At 40.7% G+C, this 16,756-nt stretch carries 13 protein-coding genes; 10 read left to right on the top strand and 3 right to left on the bottom strand.

What is annotated here, in order from left to right; translation table 11 throughout:
• Positions 1-32 precede the first annotated feature (32 nt).
• The 3 genes from ACFIMC_RS06970 (at position 33) to rimJ (ending at position 3,405) form a co-directional block, all read left to right on the top strand.
• Positions 33-419: a hypothetical protein gene (locus ACFIMC_RS06970; protein ID WP_375633448.1), complete on the top strand. Its 387-nt coding sequence runs from the start codon at positions 33-35 to the stop codon at positions 417-419.
• Positions 419-2,281 (top strand): ABC-F family ATP-binding cassette domain-containing protein, encoded by a 1,863-nt coding sequence (locus ACFIMC_RS06965; protein WP_375680767.1) that lies wholly within the window; start codon positions 419-421, stop codon positions 2,279-2,281. The genes ACFIMC_RS06970 and ACFIMC_RS06965 overlap by 1 nt, the downstream gene beginning before the upstream one ends.
• 557 nt (positions 2,282-2,838) lie before the next feature.
• Positions 2,839-3,405 (top strand): ribosomal protein S5-alanine N-acetyltransferase, encoded by a 567-nt coding sequence (gene rimJ / locus ACFIMC_RS06960; RefSeq protein ID WP_375633447.1) that lies wholly within the window; start codon positions 2,839-2,841, stop codon positions 3,403-3,405.
• Between the two features lie 560 nt (positions 3,406-3,965).
• On the opposite strand, the gene ACFIMC_RS06955 is transcribed toward rimJ, so the two are convergent.
• Positions 3,966-4,226 (bottom strand): DUF2312 domain-containing protein, encoded by a 261-nt coding sequence (locus ACFIMC_RS06955; RefSeq protein ID WP_005774567.1) that lies wholly within the window; start codon positions 4,224-4,226, stop codon positions 3,966-3,968.
• A gap of 262 nt (positions 4,227-4,488) precedes the next feature.
• Here ACFIMC_RS06955 and ACFIMC_RS06950 point away from each other — a divergent pair, with 262 nt between their 5' ends.
• Positions 4,489-4,977 carry a DUF1036 domain-containing protein gene (locus ACFIMC_RS06950; RefSeq protein WP_375633446.1) on the top strand — a complete coding sequence of 163 codons (489 nt, stop codon included), beginning with the start codon at positions 4,489-4,491 and terminating at the stop codon, positions 4,975-4,977.
• Entirely contained in the window at positions 4,974-6,410 is a 1,437-nt protein-coding gene (gene pyk, locus ACFIMC_RS06945) for a pyruvate kinase (RefSeq protein ID WP_375680757.1), read from the top strand. The genes ACFIMC_RS06950 and pyk overlap by 4 nt, the downstream gene beginning before the upstream one ends.
• Positions 6,411-7,886: 1,476 nt before the next feature.
• On the opposite strand, the gene ACFIMC_RS06940 is transcribed toward pyk, so the two are convergent.
• Positions 7,887-8,276 carry a cell division protein ZapA gene (locus ACFIMC_RS06940; protein ID WP_375613188.1) on the bottom strand — a complete coding sequence of 130 codons (390 nt, stop codon included), beginning with the start codon at positions 8,274-8,276 and terminating at the stop codon, positions 7,887-7,889.
• 12 nt (positions 8,277-8,288) lie between these two features.
• Positions 8,289-8,564, bottom strand: coding sequence for a DUF4164 domain-containing protein (locus ACFIMC_RS06935; RefSeq protein WP_005774573.1), 276 nt, complete (start codon positions 8,562-8,564; stop codon positions 8,289-8,291).
• Between the two features lie 334 nt (positions 8,565-8,898).
• On the opposite strand from ACFIMC_RS06935, the gene tkt reads away from it, so the two are divergent.
• From tkt to ACFIMC_RS06910, 5 genes are all read left to right on the top strand, one after another.
• Positions 8,899-10,905: a transketolase gene (tkt, locus tag ACFIMC_RS06930; RefSeq protein ID WP_375680756.1), complete on the top strand. Its 2,007-nt coding sequence runs from the start codon at positions 8,899-8,901 to the stop codon at positions 10,903-10,905.
• A 180-nt stretch (positions 10,906-11,085) separates the two neighbouring features.
• The gene (gene gap, locus ACFIMC_RS06925; protein WP_375633443.1) at positions 11,086-12,093 is read left to right on the top strand and encodes a type I glyceraldehyde-3-phosphate dehydrogenase; all 1,008 of its coding nucleotides are present in this window, start codon (positions 11,086-11,088) and stop codon (positions 12,091-12,093) included.
• A 512-nt stretch (positions 12,094-12,605) separates the two neighbouring features.
• Entirely contained in the window at positions 12,606-13,799 is a 1,194-nt protein-coding gene (locus ACFIMC_RS06920; RefSeq protein WP_375633490.1) for a phosphoglycerate kinase, read from the top strand.
• Positions 13,800-13,907: 108 nt separating this feature from the next.
• On the top strand, positions 13,908-14,939 hold the full coding sequence (locus ACFIMC_RS06915; protein ID WP_375633442.1) for a class I fructose-bisphosphate aldolase: 1,032 nt from the start codon (positions 13,908-13,910) through the stop codon (positions 14,937-14,939).
• A gap of 659 nt (positions 14,940-15,598) precedes the next feature.
• Positions 15,599-16,033 (top strand): hypothetical protein, encoded by a 435-nt coding sequence (locus ACFIMC_RS06910; protein ID WP_375633441.1) that lies wholly within the window; start codon positions 15,599-15,601, stop codon positions 16,031-16,033.
• Positions 16,034-16,756: the final 723 nt, after the last annotated feature.

Here is a 16,756-nt window from a genome sequence, read left to right as displayed (position 1 = left end):
ATGTATTGATCTTGAGAAGGAAAGGTTTTGATATGTTAAAATCAATTTTTAAAGTGGCAGTTGTTTCAGCCATTGGTTTCAGTTCAGTTGCTTGTACCACAAACGATGAACGCGTTGCACGTTACGGCGTAGGAGGAGCAGCAATCGGTGCTTTGGCTGGAACTGCTATTGCTGGAAGTACGCCTGGAGCAGCACTTACCGGTGCAGCATTTGGTGCTTTGGCTGGAACAGTAACAGGTGCAGCTGCAAATCAAAGAAAACAACAAAGACAGGCATCACAATTGTGCACGTATCGCGGTCGTAGAGGGCATGTTTACCAAGCACCTTGTGGACAGAGAGTTCCTGTACGGCAATTGTGTGCTTACCGTGATGCAAGAGGGGTGATGTATAAAGCACCTTGTCCGCACCGCGTTCGTTAATGGCGGTGCCGCTTCTGCGGCTTGACCGCATTTTCTTAAATTTTGGAAAAACGCCTTTGCTCAATCAAGCTTCTTTATCGGTTGAGCAAGGGGCGCGTATTGCGCTGGTCGGCCGTAATGGTTGTGGAAAATCAACTCTGTTAAAAATTGCCGCGGGAATATTAGAGCCTCATGGTGGCGAAATTTTTCGCCACCCGCGAGTGACGCTCCGTTATGTTTCACAAAATCCGGATTGTTCAGGATTTGAAGATATTAACGCTTATATGGAAGCGGGGCTGGACGATATATCTGATGTCCAGTGGATCAATACGCTTCGCACAAATTTAGGGTTTTCGGGGGCGGAAAAATTGGAAACGCTTTCGGGAGGCGAAAAGCGGCGTGTTTCATTGTTACAGGCCATTGCTGCAAAACCCGATATTTTGTTCTTAGATGAACCAACCAATCATCTTGATTTACCAACCATTGAATGGCTGGAAGCTGTTTTATCTTCTTTGCGTTCAGCGATTGTGGTGATTTCCCATGATCGGCGATTTTTAGAAAATGTTACGCGGTCAACGGTATGGCTTGATCGTGGCACAACCAAAAGACTGGAAAAGCGTTTTTCAGAATTTGAAAGTTGGCGTGATAAGGCGTTGCAAGAAGAAGCCATTGAGCAGCATAAATTGGGGCGCCAAATTGCTCGTGAAGAGCAATGGTTACGTTATGGCGTAAGTGCACGGCGTAAGCGTAACGTACGGCGTTTAGGCGAATTAAACAACTTAAGACAGCGTCATCAAACCTATAAAGGGCAGCCTGGAAATGCACTTTTGACAGCAGCGAAAAGTCATGAGTCTGGGCAATTGGTGCTTGAAGCAAAGAAAATTTCAAAATCCTATGGTGATCGCATTATCGTGAAAGATTTCTCTTTGCGCATTCAGCGTGGTGATCGAATCGGGTTGGTAGGACCCAATGGTATCGGAAAGACAACGCTCCTTTCTGTATTAATTGGGCAAGAAGCCGTGGATGGTGGAACGGTGAGGCATGGCTATAACCTCTCTATGGCATTGCTTGATCAGCAACGTATTTTAAATGAAGAAGAAACTTTAGCGCATTATTTAACGGGAGGAAGAGGTGATACTCTTGTGATCAATGGGCTGGAGCGGCATGTCGTTTCTTATATGAAAGACTTTTTATTTTTACCGGAACAAGCTCGCACTCCCCTTAAAGAATTTTCAGGGGGAGAAAGAGCACGCCTCATGCTTGCACGACTTCTTTCTCGTCCTGCAAACTTTTTGATTCTTGATGAACCGACCAATGATTTGGATATGGAAACTTTGGATTTGTTGCAAGAATTTATTGCTGATTTTGCGGGGACAGTATTGTTGGTCAGCCATGACAGAGACTTTTTAGATCGTACTGTAACGCATATGTTGGCACCTCAAGGTGATGGTCATTGGGTTTTGTATGCGGGCGGCTATAGTGATATGATGGCGCAAAACCAGCATGCTCTTCGCTTACAACGCAAAAGAACAGAATTATCGCAGCGTAAAGCACCTTCAAAATCTCATGCGGGAGAGCTTTCAAAACAGGATACATCAATAGATCATAGCTTGATAGGGCGAGAGAAAAAAACACGAAGTAAATTGTCTTATAAGCAGGTTTATGCATTGGAAAAATTGCCTGAAGAAATTGCTGTTTTACAGGACGAAATCAAAAAAATTGAGCAAGAGCTCTCTGATCCAACCCTTTATTGCCGCGATAAAGAACGTTTTGAGCGTTTATCAACAGCGTTGGAAAAAAAGAGAAATACTTGCACACAAAAGCAAGAAGAATGGCTAGAACTTGAAATTTTACGCGAAGAAATGGAAGCGTGTTCACGATAATATCTAAAAAACTTTAAAAGATTTGTATTGCATCATCGCTTTTCTTTGATTTGTTACAAGAGTTTGTGGCTGATTTAGCGGGAACAGTGCTGTTGACGAGTTATGGCAGAGACTTTTTAGATTGCACTGTAACATATAGCATTTCAAGGTGATGGTCATTGGGATTTCTATACGGGGGAGCAGTGATATGATAGCGCAAAACAAGCATGCTCTTCGTTTACAAGGCAAAGAAACAAAACTACCTTTGCCGTGAGTTTTTTCAAAATTTCGTATATGGAAGTACGCCAGTTCCATTGCATACTTTGCCAGTCCCCAATGTTGCTACAGCCCCCTTGGAACTTGAGAGCATTCATAAGAAACATTCCCTTATCTTTACCTTATATCCTAAATACACCAACCTTGCTTATGACGGAAAAGCAAATGATCTTCATTGATTCTAACGTGAGAAGTGTTGTGATGAGGAAAGCTTACTGTATTCGACGTTATGATTTAAGTTTAAAAATGATGATTTGTTAGGATAAATCAACGTGTTATTGTAACATTTCTAGGAGGAGAAAATGATAGCAATTAAAACAAAGCGAACAATTTCTACATTGATCGGTTTAGAAGATGCAGCTGAACTGTCTTCTTATTCCCTCCGTAATGCGAATCATCTGCGTCCTTTTGAACCTGTTAGATCTGATGGTTACCACAGCCTAACAGCTTGGGAAACACGAGCTAATGCATTTGCTTATGAAAGTGCACAAGGACAAGCATACCGATATGCCGTACGATTAAAAAATGAAAACACAGTCATTGGTGTTGTGAATTTTACAAATGTGGTTCGGGGTGTTTTTCAAGCTTGTCATCTTGGTTTTTCTCTTGATGAAAAACAACAAGGTAAAGGTCTTATGTTTGAGAGTTTATCGGCTCTAATACGGCATATCTTTCATGTTTATCATCTGCATAGAGTGATGGCAAATTATAGACCTGAGAACATAAAAAGCGAACGTTTATTAAAACGCCTTCATTTTGAAAAAGAAGGCTATGCCAAAGACTATTTGATGATTTCTGGAAAATGGAGAGATCACATTCTAACCTCTCGAATCAATGATCTGTATGAGTCGGTTAATAGATTCGAATAAAGTTTTATTAAAAGTTCTATCAAGGGGCTTTTTATCAAATGTGTAAATATGCCGAATTTCTGCCTATCCTAAAAGATAAAGATCCTTAACCAGCTCTTCTTTTGTAAACAGCTCAGACTCTCATTTAGCGGATTTCAACTGCTGACCGCTTTCATATGTTTCTTTTTGTAGATAATGAATTGATTTATCATCATAATTCATTTTGTTCAATTTGAAGGAAGAGAGTCCTCAATATCGGAAGACTTTCTCATTTCAAATTTATTGATGTTTAATCATAAAAACACCTCTCTTGCACATCACAAACTGGGTTGGCATAGGTTGGCATACAAGTGAGGGTTTATGTGGATAAAAATGATTGAAGAACAAGAATAAAAATTCTCTGTATAAATCCTTTTAAATGTGAGGGCTGTTGCAATATTGTGTATTCTGTGATCGATAGTCTCGTTACAAGTTACACAAACGGCTTATTGTTTGGGTGAAATTTTTATACATTCATTTGTTTTTTGCCATTTTTTTTGTATTTTCTTTTCTTAAAAAAATTTCCAATGTTATCAATGGTTTTAATTCATACCAAGCGCATTTTTATAAAGTTCAATGATTGCTTCTTCTTCCATTCTTTCATGCTCTTCTTTTTTACGCAGCCGTATAATGCTTCGAACAGCTTTACTATCAAAACCAGAGCCTTTAAGTTCAGTGTAAACGTCTTTAATATCATCAGAAATGGTTTTTTTCTCTTCTTCTAGTCGTTCAATACGTTCGATAAAAGAGCGTAATTGGTTTACGGATATAGCGTGTGTTTGATCGGTTACTGTATCGTTCATTGTATTTTTCTCCAAGTTATATATTTTAAGTTGTTTTTCGACGACGAATTTATGTTAAAAAAGCTTGAAAACAATAAAGTAAATCAAGCTACACAGCTTTTTTACAAATTGACTTTAAATATTTTGTAAAATTTTTAAGAATATGCATTGATAAAAGGGCTATAAAAAGAAAAATATAAAAATATACGTTTTAGACTTGAAAAGCTTTTGAAAAAGAAGTGTGTAATTTGTTTTGAGAATTTGACATTATAGAGGAAGTTTTGTGATTTTAAAAAAACGATATTGGGTGCTTCAGAAAGGATTTAAGGTTTTTTTCTTGAGCATTTTGCTCTTGTTTCCCCTTGTTGTTTTTGCAAAAGCTGACTTTAGGGTTTGTAATACAACCCAACAGTCTGTAGGGGTTGCTCTTGGATATCGTACATTTTCAGGATGGGTGAGCGAAGGTTGGTGGACGGTACCCGTGACGGAGTGTAAAACCTTAATTGAGGGGCCTCTTGCTTCACGGTTTTATTATTTTTATGCGGAAGGGGCACAAAAAAAGGGGAACTGGGCAGGCTCTGTAACCATGTGTGTGCAAGATAGCCAATTTACCATTCAAGGCGTTCATGATTGTTTCCCTCGAGGATATCAAAAGGCTGAATTTAAAGAAATCGATACCGGAAATCAAACCAGTTGGATGATCCAGTTGACGGATGAGTCTTTGTTAAACAATTCAGTTATACCTTCTCTTTCAGGAAATTCTCCACCGTGAAACGTGCACGTAAAGTGAAAATTATTGCGACTCTTGGTCCTTCTTCTTTTTCTCGTTTGATGATTGAGAAGCTTTTTAGGGCAGGAGCAGACGTTTTTCGTCTTAATATGAGCCATACTGATCGTGATATGATGGGTGATTTGGTCAAGTCTATACGAGAAGTTGAAAAAACAGTTCGACGCCCCATTGGTATTTTGGTGGATCTTCAGGGGCCAAAACTGCGTGTGGGGCGTTTTGCTAAGGGTCAAGAAGATTTGCGTGTTGGACAAAACTTTACATTAGATAATCGCGATGTTCTTGGTGATGCACAGCGTGTTTTTTTCCCTCATGAGGATGTATTTTCGGCGATTAAACCAGGGGACCGGTTGTTGATTGATGATGGAAGGGTGGAACTGCGTGCGCAAGTTTGTGATGGTCATTCTGTACAGTGTCGCGTGGTTGCTGGAACCCGTATTTCTGATCGAAAGGGTGTCAGTTTTCCCGATACAATTTTGCCTTTTGATTCAATGACGTCAAAAGATAAGGAGGATCTTCAGGCTCTTTTACAGCAGCCTGTTGATTGGGTTGCTCTTTCTTTTATTCAACGTCCAGAAGATATTATGGCGGTGCGTCAGTTGACGAAAAGCAAGGTGTCTTTGATGGCTAAAATCGAAAAGCCTCAAGCCTTGGAGCATATAGAGAAAATTATTGAGGTATCCGATGGTATTATGATTGCACGGGGTGATCTTGGAGTGGAAATGCCTTTGGAAAAGGTCCCTGCACTTCAGATGGAGCTCATAAAAGCTTGTCGTTTAGCAGGAAAGCCTGTTGTGGTGGCAACACAGATGCTTGAATCAATGATTACATCTCCTGTTCCGACACGCGCAGAAGTGTCGGATGTTGCTACAGCAGTTTATGCAGGAACAGATGCGGTGATGTTGTCTGCTGAATCTGCTTCTGGTCGCTATCCTGAAGAAGCTGTGCTTATGATGGACCGAATCGCGCGACAAATCGAACAGGATCACACTTATGCCGCTCAGGTTGGAGCACAACATCCAGCACCAGAATCAACAGGAACGGATGCGATTTCTCTTGCTGCGCGTCAGATTGCTGAAACACTTGCTCTATCCGCTATCGTTGCCTATACGGCTTCAGGAACAACGGGGGTGCGCGCCTCTCGTGAACGCCCTAATAGACCGATTATTGCTTTATCGCCCATTGTGGAAACAGCAAGGCGTTTGGCTTTAGTTTGGGGGCTTCATTGTGTGGTCACGCAAGATGCTCGCAATTTAGAAGATATGGTTGATCGAGCAGCAGCCATTGCATTTCAGGAAGGCTTTTGCCAAGGAGGGGATCGTTTCCTTGTAACAGCCGGTGTTCCTCTTGGAACGCCCGGTGCGACAAATCTCTTGCGTATTGCTTCTGTCTCTCAAGATGGAACGAAAGGGATTTGAGCCGTTTACGCATGGTGTTTTTTCATGCGCCTTTGAACAGGCTTTAAAAACAACGGGTGTGCGCTTCTTGTGAATGCCTCCATAGACCCATTATTCTTTTATCTCCTATCGTAAGATAGCAAGGTGTTGCATTAGGTCGTCCAGTTTGGGGATGGAAGCAGATGCGGTGATGTTGTCTGTTGATTTTTTTTTAGTTCTGAGGAAACTGCTTTTACGGTAGGCATTTAATGGGAGCCCCCCTTTTATTTCATTGAGACAGATTGGGGATTGCTTTATTGATGTTTATACGAGCGAGATGTTTATTGATAATGAGAGTTCATTCTTTCGCTTTTTGGATAAGAGCCTTGAAATTTTTCCCATTTTAAACTTTTGCAAACAGAATTGAATAAAATTAAAATTATGTGCCTAAAAAATCGTACTGGTATGTTATGAGAAAAAGTGATGGGTGAATGTGTTTTTAAAATATGCTTTGTCGAAGCATTTGCAACATATTGATTTATAATGATAATTTATCGTTATTAAACTTGAATTAGAACCCCGAATTCCGTAAGATTCTCTTAAATTTATTTATGTTTTGTTAATTATAACTCTTTGCTTGTACGTCACAAGCGGGTGGGACATGTGGGTAAAAATTGTACAAGAAAGGCATAATTCTTATGAACCGTTTTAAGAGCCAAGGGGGCTGTCGCAATATTGAGGGCTGGTTATAATGATGGTGCCGACTTGCTCTTTTATTAAGCTTGGAGATTTTGGGTGGTGGGGAGAGGAATATGGATTATTTGTTATAAGGATAAAAATAGCGGTAGAGGATGTTTTCAAGAGCTATTATTGTTGTTTATGATGTTTGAGGTTGTATGAGATTAACATACTCTTCGGTTTTGACTTTTTTCTTGCTCTAAAGGATGAAAATACTTAATTCACGCTGGTTTATAAATGATACGGTTCTTTTCGGTGGGTTTCATCGGATGGACATCTCAGGTGCAAAGACTCCATGGTGCTTATAGTATCAAATAGCGGTGTTTTACGGTATAATAGATAAGGTTATTTTTTAATATATATTGAATCTGCTTGATATTATCTAAGGGGCAAGGATTTTTGGGCATGCATTCATAGGGAACATGAATATAGCTCTTTTTTTCGAAGGGTGCTTTATTTGTTTGTTGCTGTTGTCATTTATATGATTTTTTTACAATGATGTTGATTTTGTTATCTTATTGCGCGGTTAAAAGACATCTCATTTGAAATGTGGTGATATAAGGCAGTCTCCTTGATATAGGAAGCGTTTGTGCGGAGGTGAAATATTCAGGGTAGGGCTTTCTTGTTGAGGTTTAAGTTAATCCCATAAGTCGTGAGTAGCTGGAATCCTTCCTATAAAAAACCAGACTGTTTACACACTGGTGTGGGTTTAAGAATTTTTATCCTGTGAGATGTGGCGGACAAGTCAAATCTCTGGTTTATTACGCGCTGATGTACCTTTTAGAAATCTTCCTGTTCCTGTTCTTGTTCTTGAAGGTTTGTGCGGTTTTGATCATCTTTGAGCAATTGGTTGGTGAGATTTTCAATGCGTTGTGTGGTGTCACGCATAATTTTCCCCATGGTGCGGTCTCTTTCGTTGTGGAGTCGTAAAAGAGTATTGTAGTCTTCTTGTAATTTTTTATTTTCTCGTTTTATTTCTTCCATTTCATCAATAATCATTATGCCAGCCATAACCGATAAACGATGGTCGCCAATTTCACCAAAATTGTTCTTTAAATGTGTGATATATTGATCCAATTGAGCAGCAAGCGCAATAAGACGACGTTCTTGTCCTTTGTCACAAGCCATGCGATAAACTTTACCATCAATGGTAACGGAAACAGTTTCCATACATTCAAACCTTTATCTATCAATGACAACACGAATTGTTTCCATTGCTTTAATAAGACGTTTGGAAACTTCTTTGTTTACGGACTCTAAGCGTTCAATTTGGGCTTCAGCTTTGTCAAGCGCTTGGGCAAGATGGCTGCGGTCAGCATTCATTCGTTGGATTTCTTCTTCCCATTCGTTATTTTTATCAATAACGGCATTGCGGTTTATTATGGTGATCTCTAAAGTTCTAAGTGCCTTTTCTAGGTGCTCTAAAGCATCTTGTAGAACTGTAGTCTCTTGGTTCATTGCTTTTATCCTTTGGGTAATTGTATCCTTTATCAATGTGTTATGCAAAAACGAATCACTTTCACTCTTGTGTTGTGTGCATTTTATTTTTAAGTATGTAGGATATTTTAGCAAGCAAAGCAGGGGATAGATATAAATTAAAAGCTGGATTTTTTGCGCGTATTGGCATAAATGACATGGATATACAGAACGCGTGAGGGGAATGTTATTAATATTATTGAAGTGGTGGCAAAAAGTCTCACGCTAATGGTTAGAAAATAGTATTTCTTGAGAATTTTAAGAGAATACGGAAAAAGCAACAGAATAACGTATTTAACGAAATGGTCGAGTATTCATGACAAACACCCACCAACAGAATCAGATGGCCAATGCTATCCGTTTTCTTGCTATTGATGCGATTGAAAAAGCAAATTCTGGTCATCCGGGCTTGCCAATGGGAGCAGCCGATATTGCTACGGTTCTTTATACAAGATTCCTTGCTCATGACCCCAAAAAACCTCGCTGGCCTAACCGTGATCGTTTTGTGTTATCAGCAGGACATGGGTCTATGTTGCTTTATGCTCTCTTGTATCTTTCTGGTTATGAAGATATTGGCATTGAAGATCTCAAAAATTTTCGCCAATTAGGAGCAAAGCTTGCCGGGCATCCAGAATATGGGCATGTGGCAGGAATCGAAACAACGACTGGTCCTCTTGGACAAGGGTTGGCTAATGCCGTGGGGATGGCTCTTGGAGAGCGTTTGCAAAATGCCCGTTTTGGTGATCTTATCAACCATTACACTTATGCGTTGGTGGGCGATGGATGCCTTATGGAAGGGATATCTCAAGAAGCACTTTCCCTTGCTGGTCATTTGAAACTCAATAAGCTTATTGTATTGTGGGACGATAATAATATTTCTATCGATGGAGAGATTTCCCTTGCTGACAGTACAGATCAGATTGCGCGTTTTAAGGCATCTGGTTGGGAGACACATAAAGTCAATGGGCATGATCAAGCAGCAATTGCGCGGGCTATTGAGGCGGCACAAAATTCCGATAAACCAACTTTGATTGCTTGTAAAACAACAATTGGTTTTGGAGCACCCAATAAAGCGGGTACCAATAAAGTTCATGGAGCTCCTTTGGGCGCACGAGAAATCACTGAAACCCGTATCGCGTTAGGGTGGGATGCTGAGCCTTTCGTTATTCCAGCCGATATTCTTGATAATTGGCGCTTGGCTAGTCTCAATGCTGCTAAAAAACGCCAAAAATGGGAAGAAAAATTTGCTGATCTTCCTGTTTCAGAGCGTGTGGAGTTCGAAAGATTGATGCGGGGCGATCTCGTGGGCGGATTTGATGGTGCTATTGATACTTATAAACAAAAACTCGTTGAAGAGCGCCCTGTTGTTGCTACGCGTAAAGCTTCGGAAATGGCTCTTGAAGTGATTAATGAAGTCGTTACTGAAACTATTGGTGGTTCGGCTGATTTAACCGGATCTAATAATACAAAAAGCAGCCAGATGAAAAGTATCTCTGCTGAAGATTTTTCAGGGCGCTATCTGCATTATGGAATTCGCGAACATGTAATGGGAGCTGTGATGAATGGTCTTGCCCTTTATGGCGGCTTTATTCCTTATGGGGGAACCTTTTTATGCTTTTCTGACTATATGCGTCCTGCTATGCGTTTGTCTTCTCTCATGGGGTTGCGGGTGATTTATGTCATGACTCATGATTCTATTGGTCTTGGTGAGGATGGTCCGACCCATCAACCCGTGGAGCATTTGGCTTGCCTGCGTGCAATGCCTAATCATTTTGTGTTCCGTCCTGCCGATGCTATGGAGACAGTCGAGTGTTGGCAATTGGCTTTGAAAGCACGCGGGACACCTTCTACCTTGGCTTTGAGTCGACAAAATCTACCGCTTTTGCGTCAGGAGTATGAAGAAGAAAATCTCTGTATGCTTGGTGCTTATGAATTCCTAACAGCTAGCGATGATGCACAAGTGACGCTGTTTTCTTCTGGTTCAGAATTGCAAATTGCAGTGGAGGCACATGCGGTGTTAGAAGAAAAAGGCATCCCAACGCGTGTGGTTTCTGTGCCTTGTTTTGAACTTTTTTCTCAACAATCTCTCTCCTATCAGCGTGCTCTCATTGGAGATGCACCGATTAAAGTTGCCATTGAAGCTGCCGTCGCCCAAGGATGGGACCGTTTTATTGGCTGTGATGGTGTGTTTATTGGTATGGAGGGCTTTGGGGCAAGTGGAACAATTGATGCCCTTTATGCGCATTTTGGTATTACTTGGGAAAATGTCGTTGCCACCGTTGAAAAAGAGCTGGAAAAGATCAAAGAAGAAAAGACAAAGTGACAGCTTGTGTTGTCATGAATGGGGTGGTTTTAGGGCATCATATTTTGTGCATTATTGTGGATAAGTGAGTGAGTGATCAAGATATTGACAATGTGGGAATTAATGATTTGGGATTGGTGAAATACCCATTTATTGTGTTTTAAATGTTGTGCTTAAAAAATTTATGAGGAAACATGTGAAATGACAGTTCGTGTTGCAATTAATGGGTTTGGTCGTATTGGTCGCAATATTTTACGTGCACTTGTGGAAAGTGGACGACAAGATATTGAAGTGGTTGCAATTAATGATTTGGGATCGGTGGAAACAAATGCCCATTTATTACGCTATGATTCAGTTCATGGGCGTTTTCCTGATATCGTTAAGGTGATAGGGGATGCTATTGATGTGGGAGGTGGTTTAATAAAGGTATGCGCAGAGCGTGATCCTGCTCAATTGCCTTGGAAAGATTTGGATATCGATATTGCTTTGGAATGTACGGGTATTTTTACTGCGCGTGATAAAGCAAGTGCTCATTTAGATGCGGGGGCAAAGCGTGTTCTTATTTCTGCGCCTTCTGAAGGAGCAGATCTTACGGTCGTCTATGGGGTTAATCATCAATCTTTAAGCAGCGAGCATCGCGTTGTTTCAAATGCTTCTTGTACAACCAATTGTTTGGCGCCTGTTGCACAAGTTTTACATAACACGGTGGGCATTGAAAAGGGCTTCATGACAACAATCCATTCTTATACGGGTGATCAACCTGTGTTGGATACAATGCATCGGGACCTTTATCGTGCACGTGCGGCAGCTCTTTCTATGATTCCTACCTCAACAGGAGCGGCAAAAGCTGTGGGATTGGTCTTGCCAGAATTAAAGGGATTGCTTGATGGTGTATCGATTCGTGTTCCGACCCCTAATGTTTCTGTGGTTGATTTGACATTTATCGCTAAGCGTTCCACAACAATCGAAGAAATTAATACAGCTATTGCTATTGCTGCACAAGGTCCTTTGAAGGGCATTTTGGATTATACAGAAGAGAAACTTGTGAGTTGTGATTTTAATCATAATCCTCATTCAGCTATTTTCCACAATGATCAAACAAAAGTGATTGATGGTAAGCTCTGTCGCGTTTTGGTTTGGTATGATAATGAATGGGGCTTTTCCAACCGTATGAGTGATACGGCAGTGGCTTTTGCTAAGACAATATAAGAGGACCTCAGGGTCCTCCTTTTTATAGGGAAAAGTCTCATTTTTGTGCAATTTTGAGAAAAACAGATAGAGGCTGTTGTTCTCATGCGCTAGAGAGAAGAGGCTATTGAAATATTGATGATGTGTTTTGTTTTAATACTGGGTCAATACGTGCTTTTAAAACCTGCATGAAAGAGTAAACTTTGAAAAAGTAAGATATGAACGAGACACCTTTTGAGAAAACGTTAGGAAACAGGAGATGTAAATTCTTTTGCTTAGAAGTAAAAGGAAGCTTTAATAGAGATCAAGTTGAGCCAATGCATTTGTTTGCCACAATGGGATATGAAGATTAAGAGCAATGAGTGGCTTTTGTACATTTGATGATGAAAGCTTTGGCTTTTCAAACAGAGGGTGAGAGATGGGCTGTCGTGGGTCTCTTGTAAAAGCAAAGAGGGGATAAGTGGAAAGAAAAGTGGGCAGGGTTGTTGGATGCGTTTTTATTTGAAACAATGGAAAGTGAAGAGGAAGCAGTGATGGGGTTTCGTACACTTGATGATGTTGATGTCACTGGAAAACGTGTTCTTGTGCGGGTGGATTTTAATGTGCCAATGGCGCAGGGTAAGGTCTGTGATACGACACGCTTAGAGCGGCATAAAGAGACACTCGTTGAGCTGCAAAAGTGTGGTGCTAAACTTATTCTGCTTTCTCATTGTGGTCGCCCCAAAGGAAAGGTAGAGCCAGAGTTTTCACTCCGTCCTGTTGTGCAAGTGCTGGAAAAGATCATTAATCAGCCGGTTGCTTTTGCTCCTGACTGTATCGGTTCGACGGTGCAGGTTGCAGTTGAGTCATTACAAAATGGTGGTGTTTTACTGCTTGAAAATGTTCGTTTTTATGCTGGTGAAGAAAAGAATGATTGTTCTTTTGCAGAAGCTTTGGCTCATAATGGAGATCTCTATGTTAATGATGCTTTTTCAGTTTCTCATCGTGCCCATGCTTCGGTGGAGGGAATAACGCATTTGTTGCCTTCTTATGCAGGGCGCTCTTTGCAAGGTGAGATGCAGGCGTTAGAAAAAGGACTTGGCAATCCAACACACCCTGTGGTTGCCATTGTGGGAGGAGCGAAAGTTTCCAGCAAGCTTTTTGTGCTCAATCATTTGGTGGAAAAGGTTGATCATCTCGTGATTGGTGGGGGCATGGCTAACAGTTTTTTAGCAGCGCAAGGTGTGTCTGTTGGTAAGTCACTGTGTGAACATGCATTGATGGAAACGATAAAAAAAATCATTAAAAAAGCGCAAGAGTGTCACTGTACCCTTCTGCTTCCTCAGGATGCTGTCGTTGGATTTCGCTTTGAAAAAGATGCACCGCATCGTCTTTATGACATTGAAGATATTCCACAAGATGGCATGATATTGGATATTGGGACGCGCTCTATTGCGCATATCAATGCTGCGATAGATGAAGCTGCTACTCTTGTGTGGAATGGACCCCTTGGTGTTTTTGAGATGTCTCCCTTTGATAAGGGAACCATTGCCGTTGCACGCCATGCAGCAGAACGTAGTTTGACGGGAAAGTTGGTTTCAATTGCGGGAGGGGGCGATACGGTTTTTGCCCTTAATCATGCCGGTGTTGCCAATGATTTTACTTATCTTTCGACTGCTGGAGGAGCTTTTTTGGAATGGATGGAAGGAAAGACCCTTCCTGGTATTCTTGCCCTTATGCAGGCTTAAAGGGCTTCTTTGAAGGGGAAGGTTAAAGAAAAACTATACGGTCGTGTAGAGTGTTTTGATAGTGTTGCGCATTTTTAGAAATTAAGACAAAATAAAGAGGAATTTTTTATGAATGAACGGCTTGAAGATATTGCACTTGCTTTGGTGCATGCGGGTAAAGGTATTTTGGCGGCAGATGAAAGTACGGCGACCATTGGAAAGCGTTTTGAAAGCATTGGTGTTGAATCCAATGAAGATAAGCGCCGTGCTTATCGTGAAATGCTTTTTAGTACAAAAGAAGCGATGGAAAACGCCATCTCTGGGGTTATTTTATTTGATGAAACCATTCGGCAAAAAGCATCTACTGGGAAAATGTTGACGGATCTTATTCGGGATTCAGGCGCTTTGCCAGGGATTAAAGTTGATACCGGTGCGAAACCCTTGGCTGCTTTTCCCCAAGAGACAATTACCGAAGGGTTGGATAGTCTTCGTGAGCGGCTAAAAGACTATTATGCTTTGGGAGCACGTTTTGCTAAATGGCGTGCGGTAATTGCTATTGATGAACACACTTTGCCAACAAGAGGCGCCATAAGACAAAATGCACAAGCTCTTGCACGCTATGCTGCCTTATGTCAGGAGTTCAATATTGTGCCCATTGTTGAGCCGGAAGTGTTGATGGATGGACCATCGTGTGGGCATTCAATTACACGCTGCTTTGAGGTGACACGCACTGTTTTGCAGGCTGTCTTTAAAGAATTGTTTGAAGCTCGTGTTCTTTTGGAGGGGATGATTTTAAAGCCCAATATGGTGATTGATGGAAAGGATGCTCGCAAGGCTTCTGTTGAAGAAGTTGCTGAAAAGACCATCCAAGTGCTTAAACAGACTGTTCCTGCCGCTGTTCCCGGAATTGCTTTTCTTTCTGGAGGGCAGTCTGATCAGGAAGCAACGGCGCATTTATCTGCCATGAATTCTTTGGGCGTATTGCCTTGGAAATTGACCTTTTCCTATGGACGAGCATTGCAAGCAGCTGCCTTAAAAGCATGGGCAGGAAAAGATGAAAATATTGCTGTTGCACAGAAGGCATTTCGTCATCGCGCTCGGATGAACCATCTTGCGGCTTTGGGACAATGGACAAAAGAACAAGAAAAAGCGTGCGCTTGAAGGACAAGCTCTGTTTTTAAATGCGGAGAGATTTTTCATGTTTCTGCGTGATTTTTTGCGCCCTCATCATGATAAGAATGGCGGGGACATTTTAGGCTTGAAAGCTTTCTCAGAGAGTTTTTTCCTTGGACCTTTTAAAAGTCTTTAATGGGTGCTATCGAGAGATAAGATTGCGGGAGAGGTGCAATTTCGAGAAGGGGAGATAATGCTAGGAAATTTGTGAATGCACAGCACTTTAGTATGGTGTCGTTCATGGGTGGGCACTTACTTCTTGAGTGAAAATCATAAAGCTCATACTGTATTGAAGAGTTTGATATTGTGATATTTTCTCTTTTTCATGTTATCATTACTTGTCATCAGCAGAATTTATTTTATTGCAGTTTCAAAGGTGGATTAAGCGGGTAGATTAGAAAGTTGCGATTTCTGAGCGGATTGGAATACAGATTATGAAGCTTTTCTGCGTCAGGATAGCTTCCTCTTCAATGGGGGTAGTTTTCTATTGGCGAACGAATTGAATAACTCTTGCGAAAGAAAATAGATTTGCACCTCAATAAAACACCTATTTTTTCGTTAAAATGGATAAATTTTTCTTGTATTTTTTGATGATATAATTGAAAGTAACTAACTTCATAGCATCTTGGCTTAAAACGGGGGGAGTTGTGGACGGTATATCTTCTAAGAATAACAGTATATCTTCTAAGAATACAAGCATCAAAAGAAAAAATCGATACGCAGAACAGAGCTTTTCTGCAATTATGATGCGAAAATTGTGCAATATGGTGCGTGGGGTATTCGAAGGGATCTTTACAGTATTTACTTTCATAATTTTTATTATCTTGCTCAACATACGTGGGCCGGTTCATACCGCATTAAAAGTCTTTGGGTCGGTGAGTGGAATAGGGTGCTTTTTATTTTTTTTCGGATATCTTATAGAACGCCGCGAAGCAGCAGATGAAGCCGCTATATCGTACGCATTATTCTTAACAATTCTTGAAGGCGTTTCTTCTATTTGCTTCCTGTCTGCTGCGTGGGGTTACGACGCTCTCTTATTCCGTTTAGCACCTCCTGGGTATATTCTTATTCTTCCTGAATAAATAGAGTGCACTTTGTTTGCGTACAAATCAAAATGAGAGGCTGTCTGCCTCTCAAATTCTTAATAATTGCTCTCCAAAATAATGACATCAGATCCGCTTTTAATGAAGGGACTAACAAGCTTTGGGTCCTTAAGCCTCAAGGCAACCCTTTACAAGTTGCGCCTAACGGCATCCTTGACCTTGAGACACCCAAACGGCTTATGAACAAACTCTCTTATTAAGCCACATCATCTTTTATTCTTCTCATGCGGTTCTGAAATCATGATATAAGGGGAAAGCTTCTCATCGTGCCTAAATGGTAACTTATCGTGTGTTAAATGGAAAAATGAGAAAAAGCATCTTTATGCAATATAATCCAATTATAATTTTTTGATTTAAGCATAAAAGACTTAAAGTCTTCTACAAGACTGATACGATAAAAAGGGGAAAATCGCCTATATTGAGCAACTAAGTCGTATTTTAGGTGCTCTTGATATAGCTATATCACCAAATGGTTTTGAAGACTTATCCTTTTAGCTCTATTCACTAAAAGGTTATTTTGAGGGGGCTTGGCTAATGAATGTAAAGGAAAATTAGCATGTAATATTTCGCTTTTCTGGTATAGATGCTGAATGAGTTAATTATCTAGAGGATCACTGAAGAGGGAGCGCTAAAAAATGATGAAAATCCTCCGTACTTCGGTGAATTCGTGGTTGAAGATATAATCGTAAAACTTGGCTTATC

This window comes from Bartonella sp. AP21QHHD (assembly GCF_042196205.1).
Taxonomy (GTDB): Bacteria; Pseudomonadota; Alphaproteobacteria; order Rhizobiales; family Rhizobiaceae; genus Bartonella.
This window is presented reverse-complemented; position numbering and strand designations above follow the sequence as displayed.

What these genes read in the sequence shown, in the direction of transcription:
- tkt (WP_375680756.1), top strand. Translation starts at nt 8,899, where the DNA reads ATGACAAACACCCACCAACAGAATCAGATGGCCAATGCTATCCGTTTT.
- ACFIMC_RS06940 (WP_375613188.1), bottom strand. Translation starts at nt 8,276, where the DNA reads ATGGAAACTGTTTCCGTTACCATTGATGGTAAAGTTTATCGCATGGCT.
- ACFIMC_RS06915 (WP_375633442.1), top strand. Translation starts at nt 13,908, where the DNA reads ATGAATGAACGGCTTGAAGATATTGCACTTGCTTTGGTGCATGCGGGT.
- gap (WP_375633443.1), top strand. Translation starts at nt 11,086, where the DNA reads ATGACAGTTCGTGTTGCAATTAATGGGTTTGGTCGTATTGGTCGCAAT.
- ACFIMC_RS06920 (WP_375633490.1), top strand. Translation starts at nt 12,606, where the DNA reads ATGGGGTTTCGTACACTTGATGATGTTGATGTCACTGGAAAACGTGTT.
- ACFIMC_RS06970 (WP_375633448.1), top strand. Translation starts at nt 33, where the DNA reads ATGTTAAAATCAATTTTTAAAGTGGCAGTTGTTTCAGCCATTGGTTTC.
- ACFIMC_RS06935 (WP_005774573.1), bottom strand. Translation starts at nt 8,564, where the DNA reads ATGAACCAAGAGACTACAGTTCTACAAGATGCTTTAGAGCACCTAGAA.
- ACFIMC_RS06965 (WP_375680767.1), top strand. Translation starts at nt 419, where the DNA reads ATGGCGGTGCCGCTTCTGCGGCTTGACCGCATTTTCTTAAATTTTGGA.
- rimJ (WP_375633447.1), top strand. Translation starts at nt 2,839, where the DNA reads ATGATAGCAATTAAAACAAAGCGAACAATTTCTACATTGATCGGTTTA.
- ACFIMC_RS06955 (WP_005774567.1), bottom strand. Translation starts at nt 4,226, where the DNA reads ATGAACGATACAGTAACCGATCAAACACACGCTATATCCGTAAACCAA.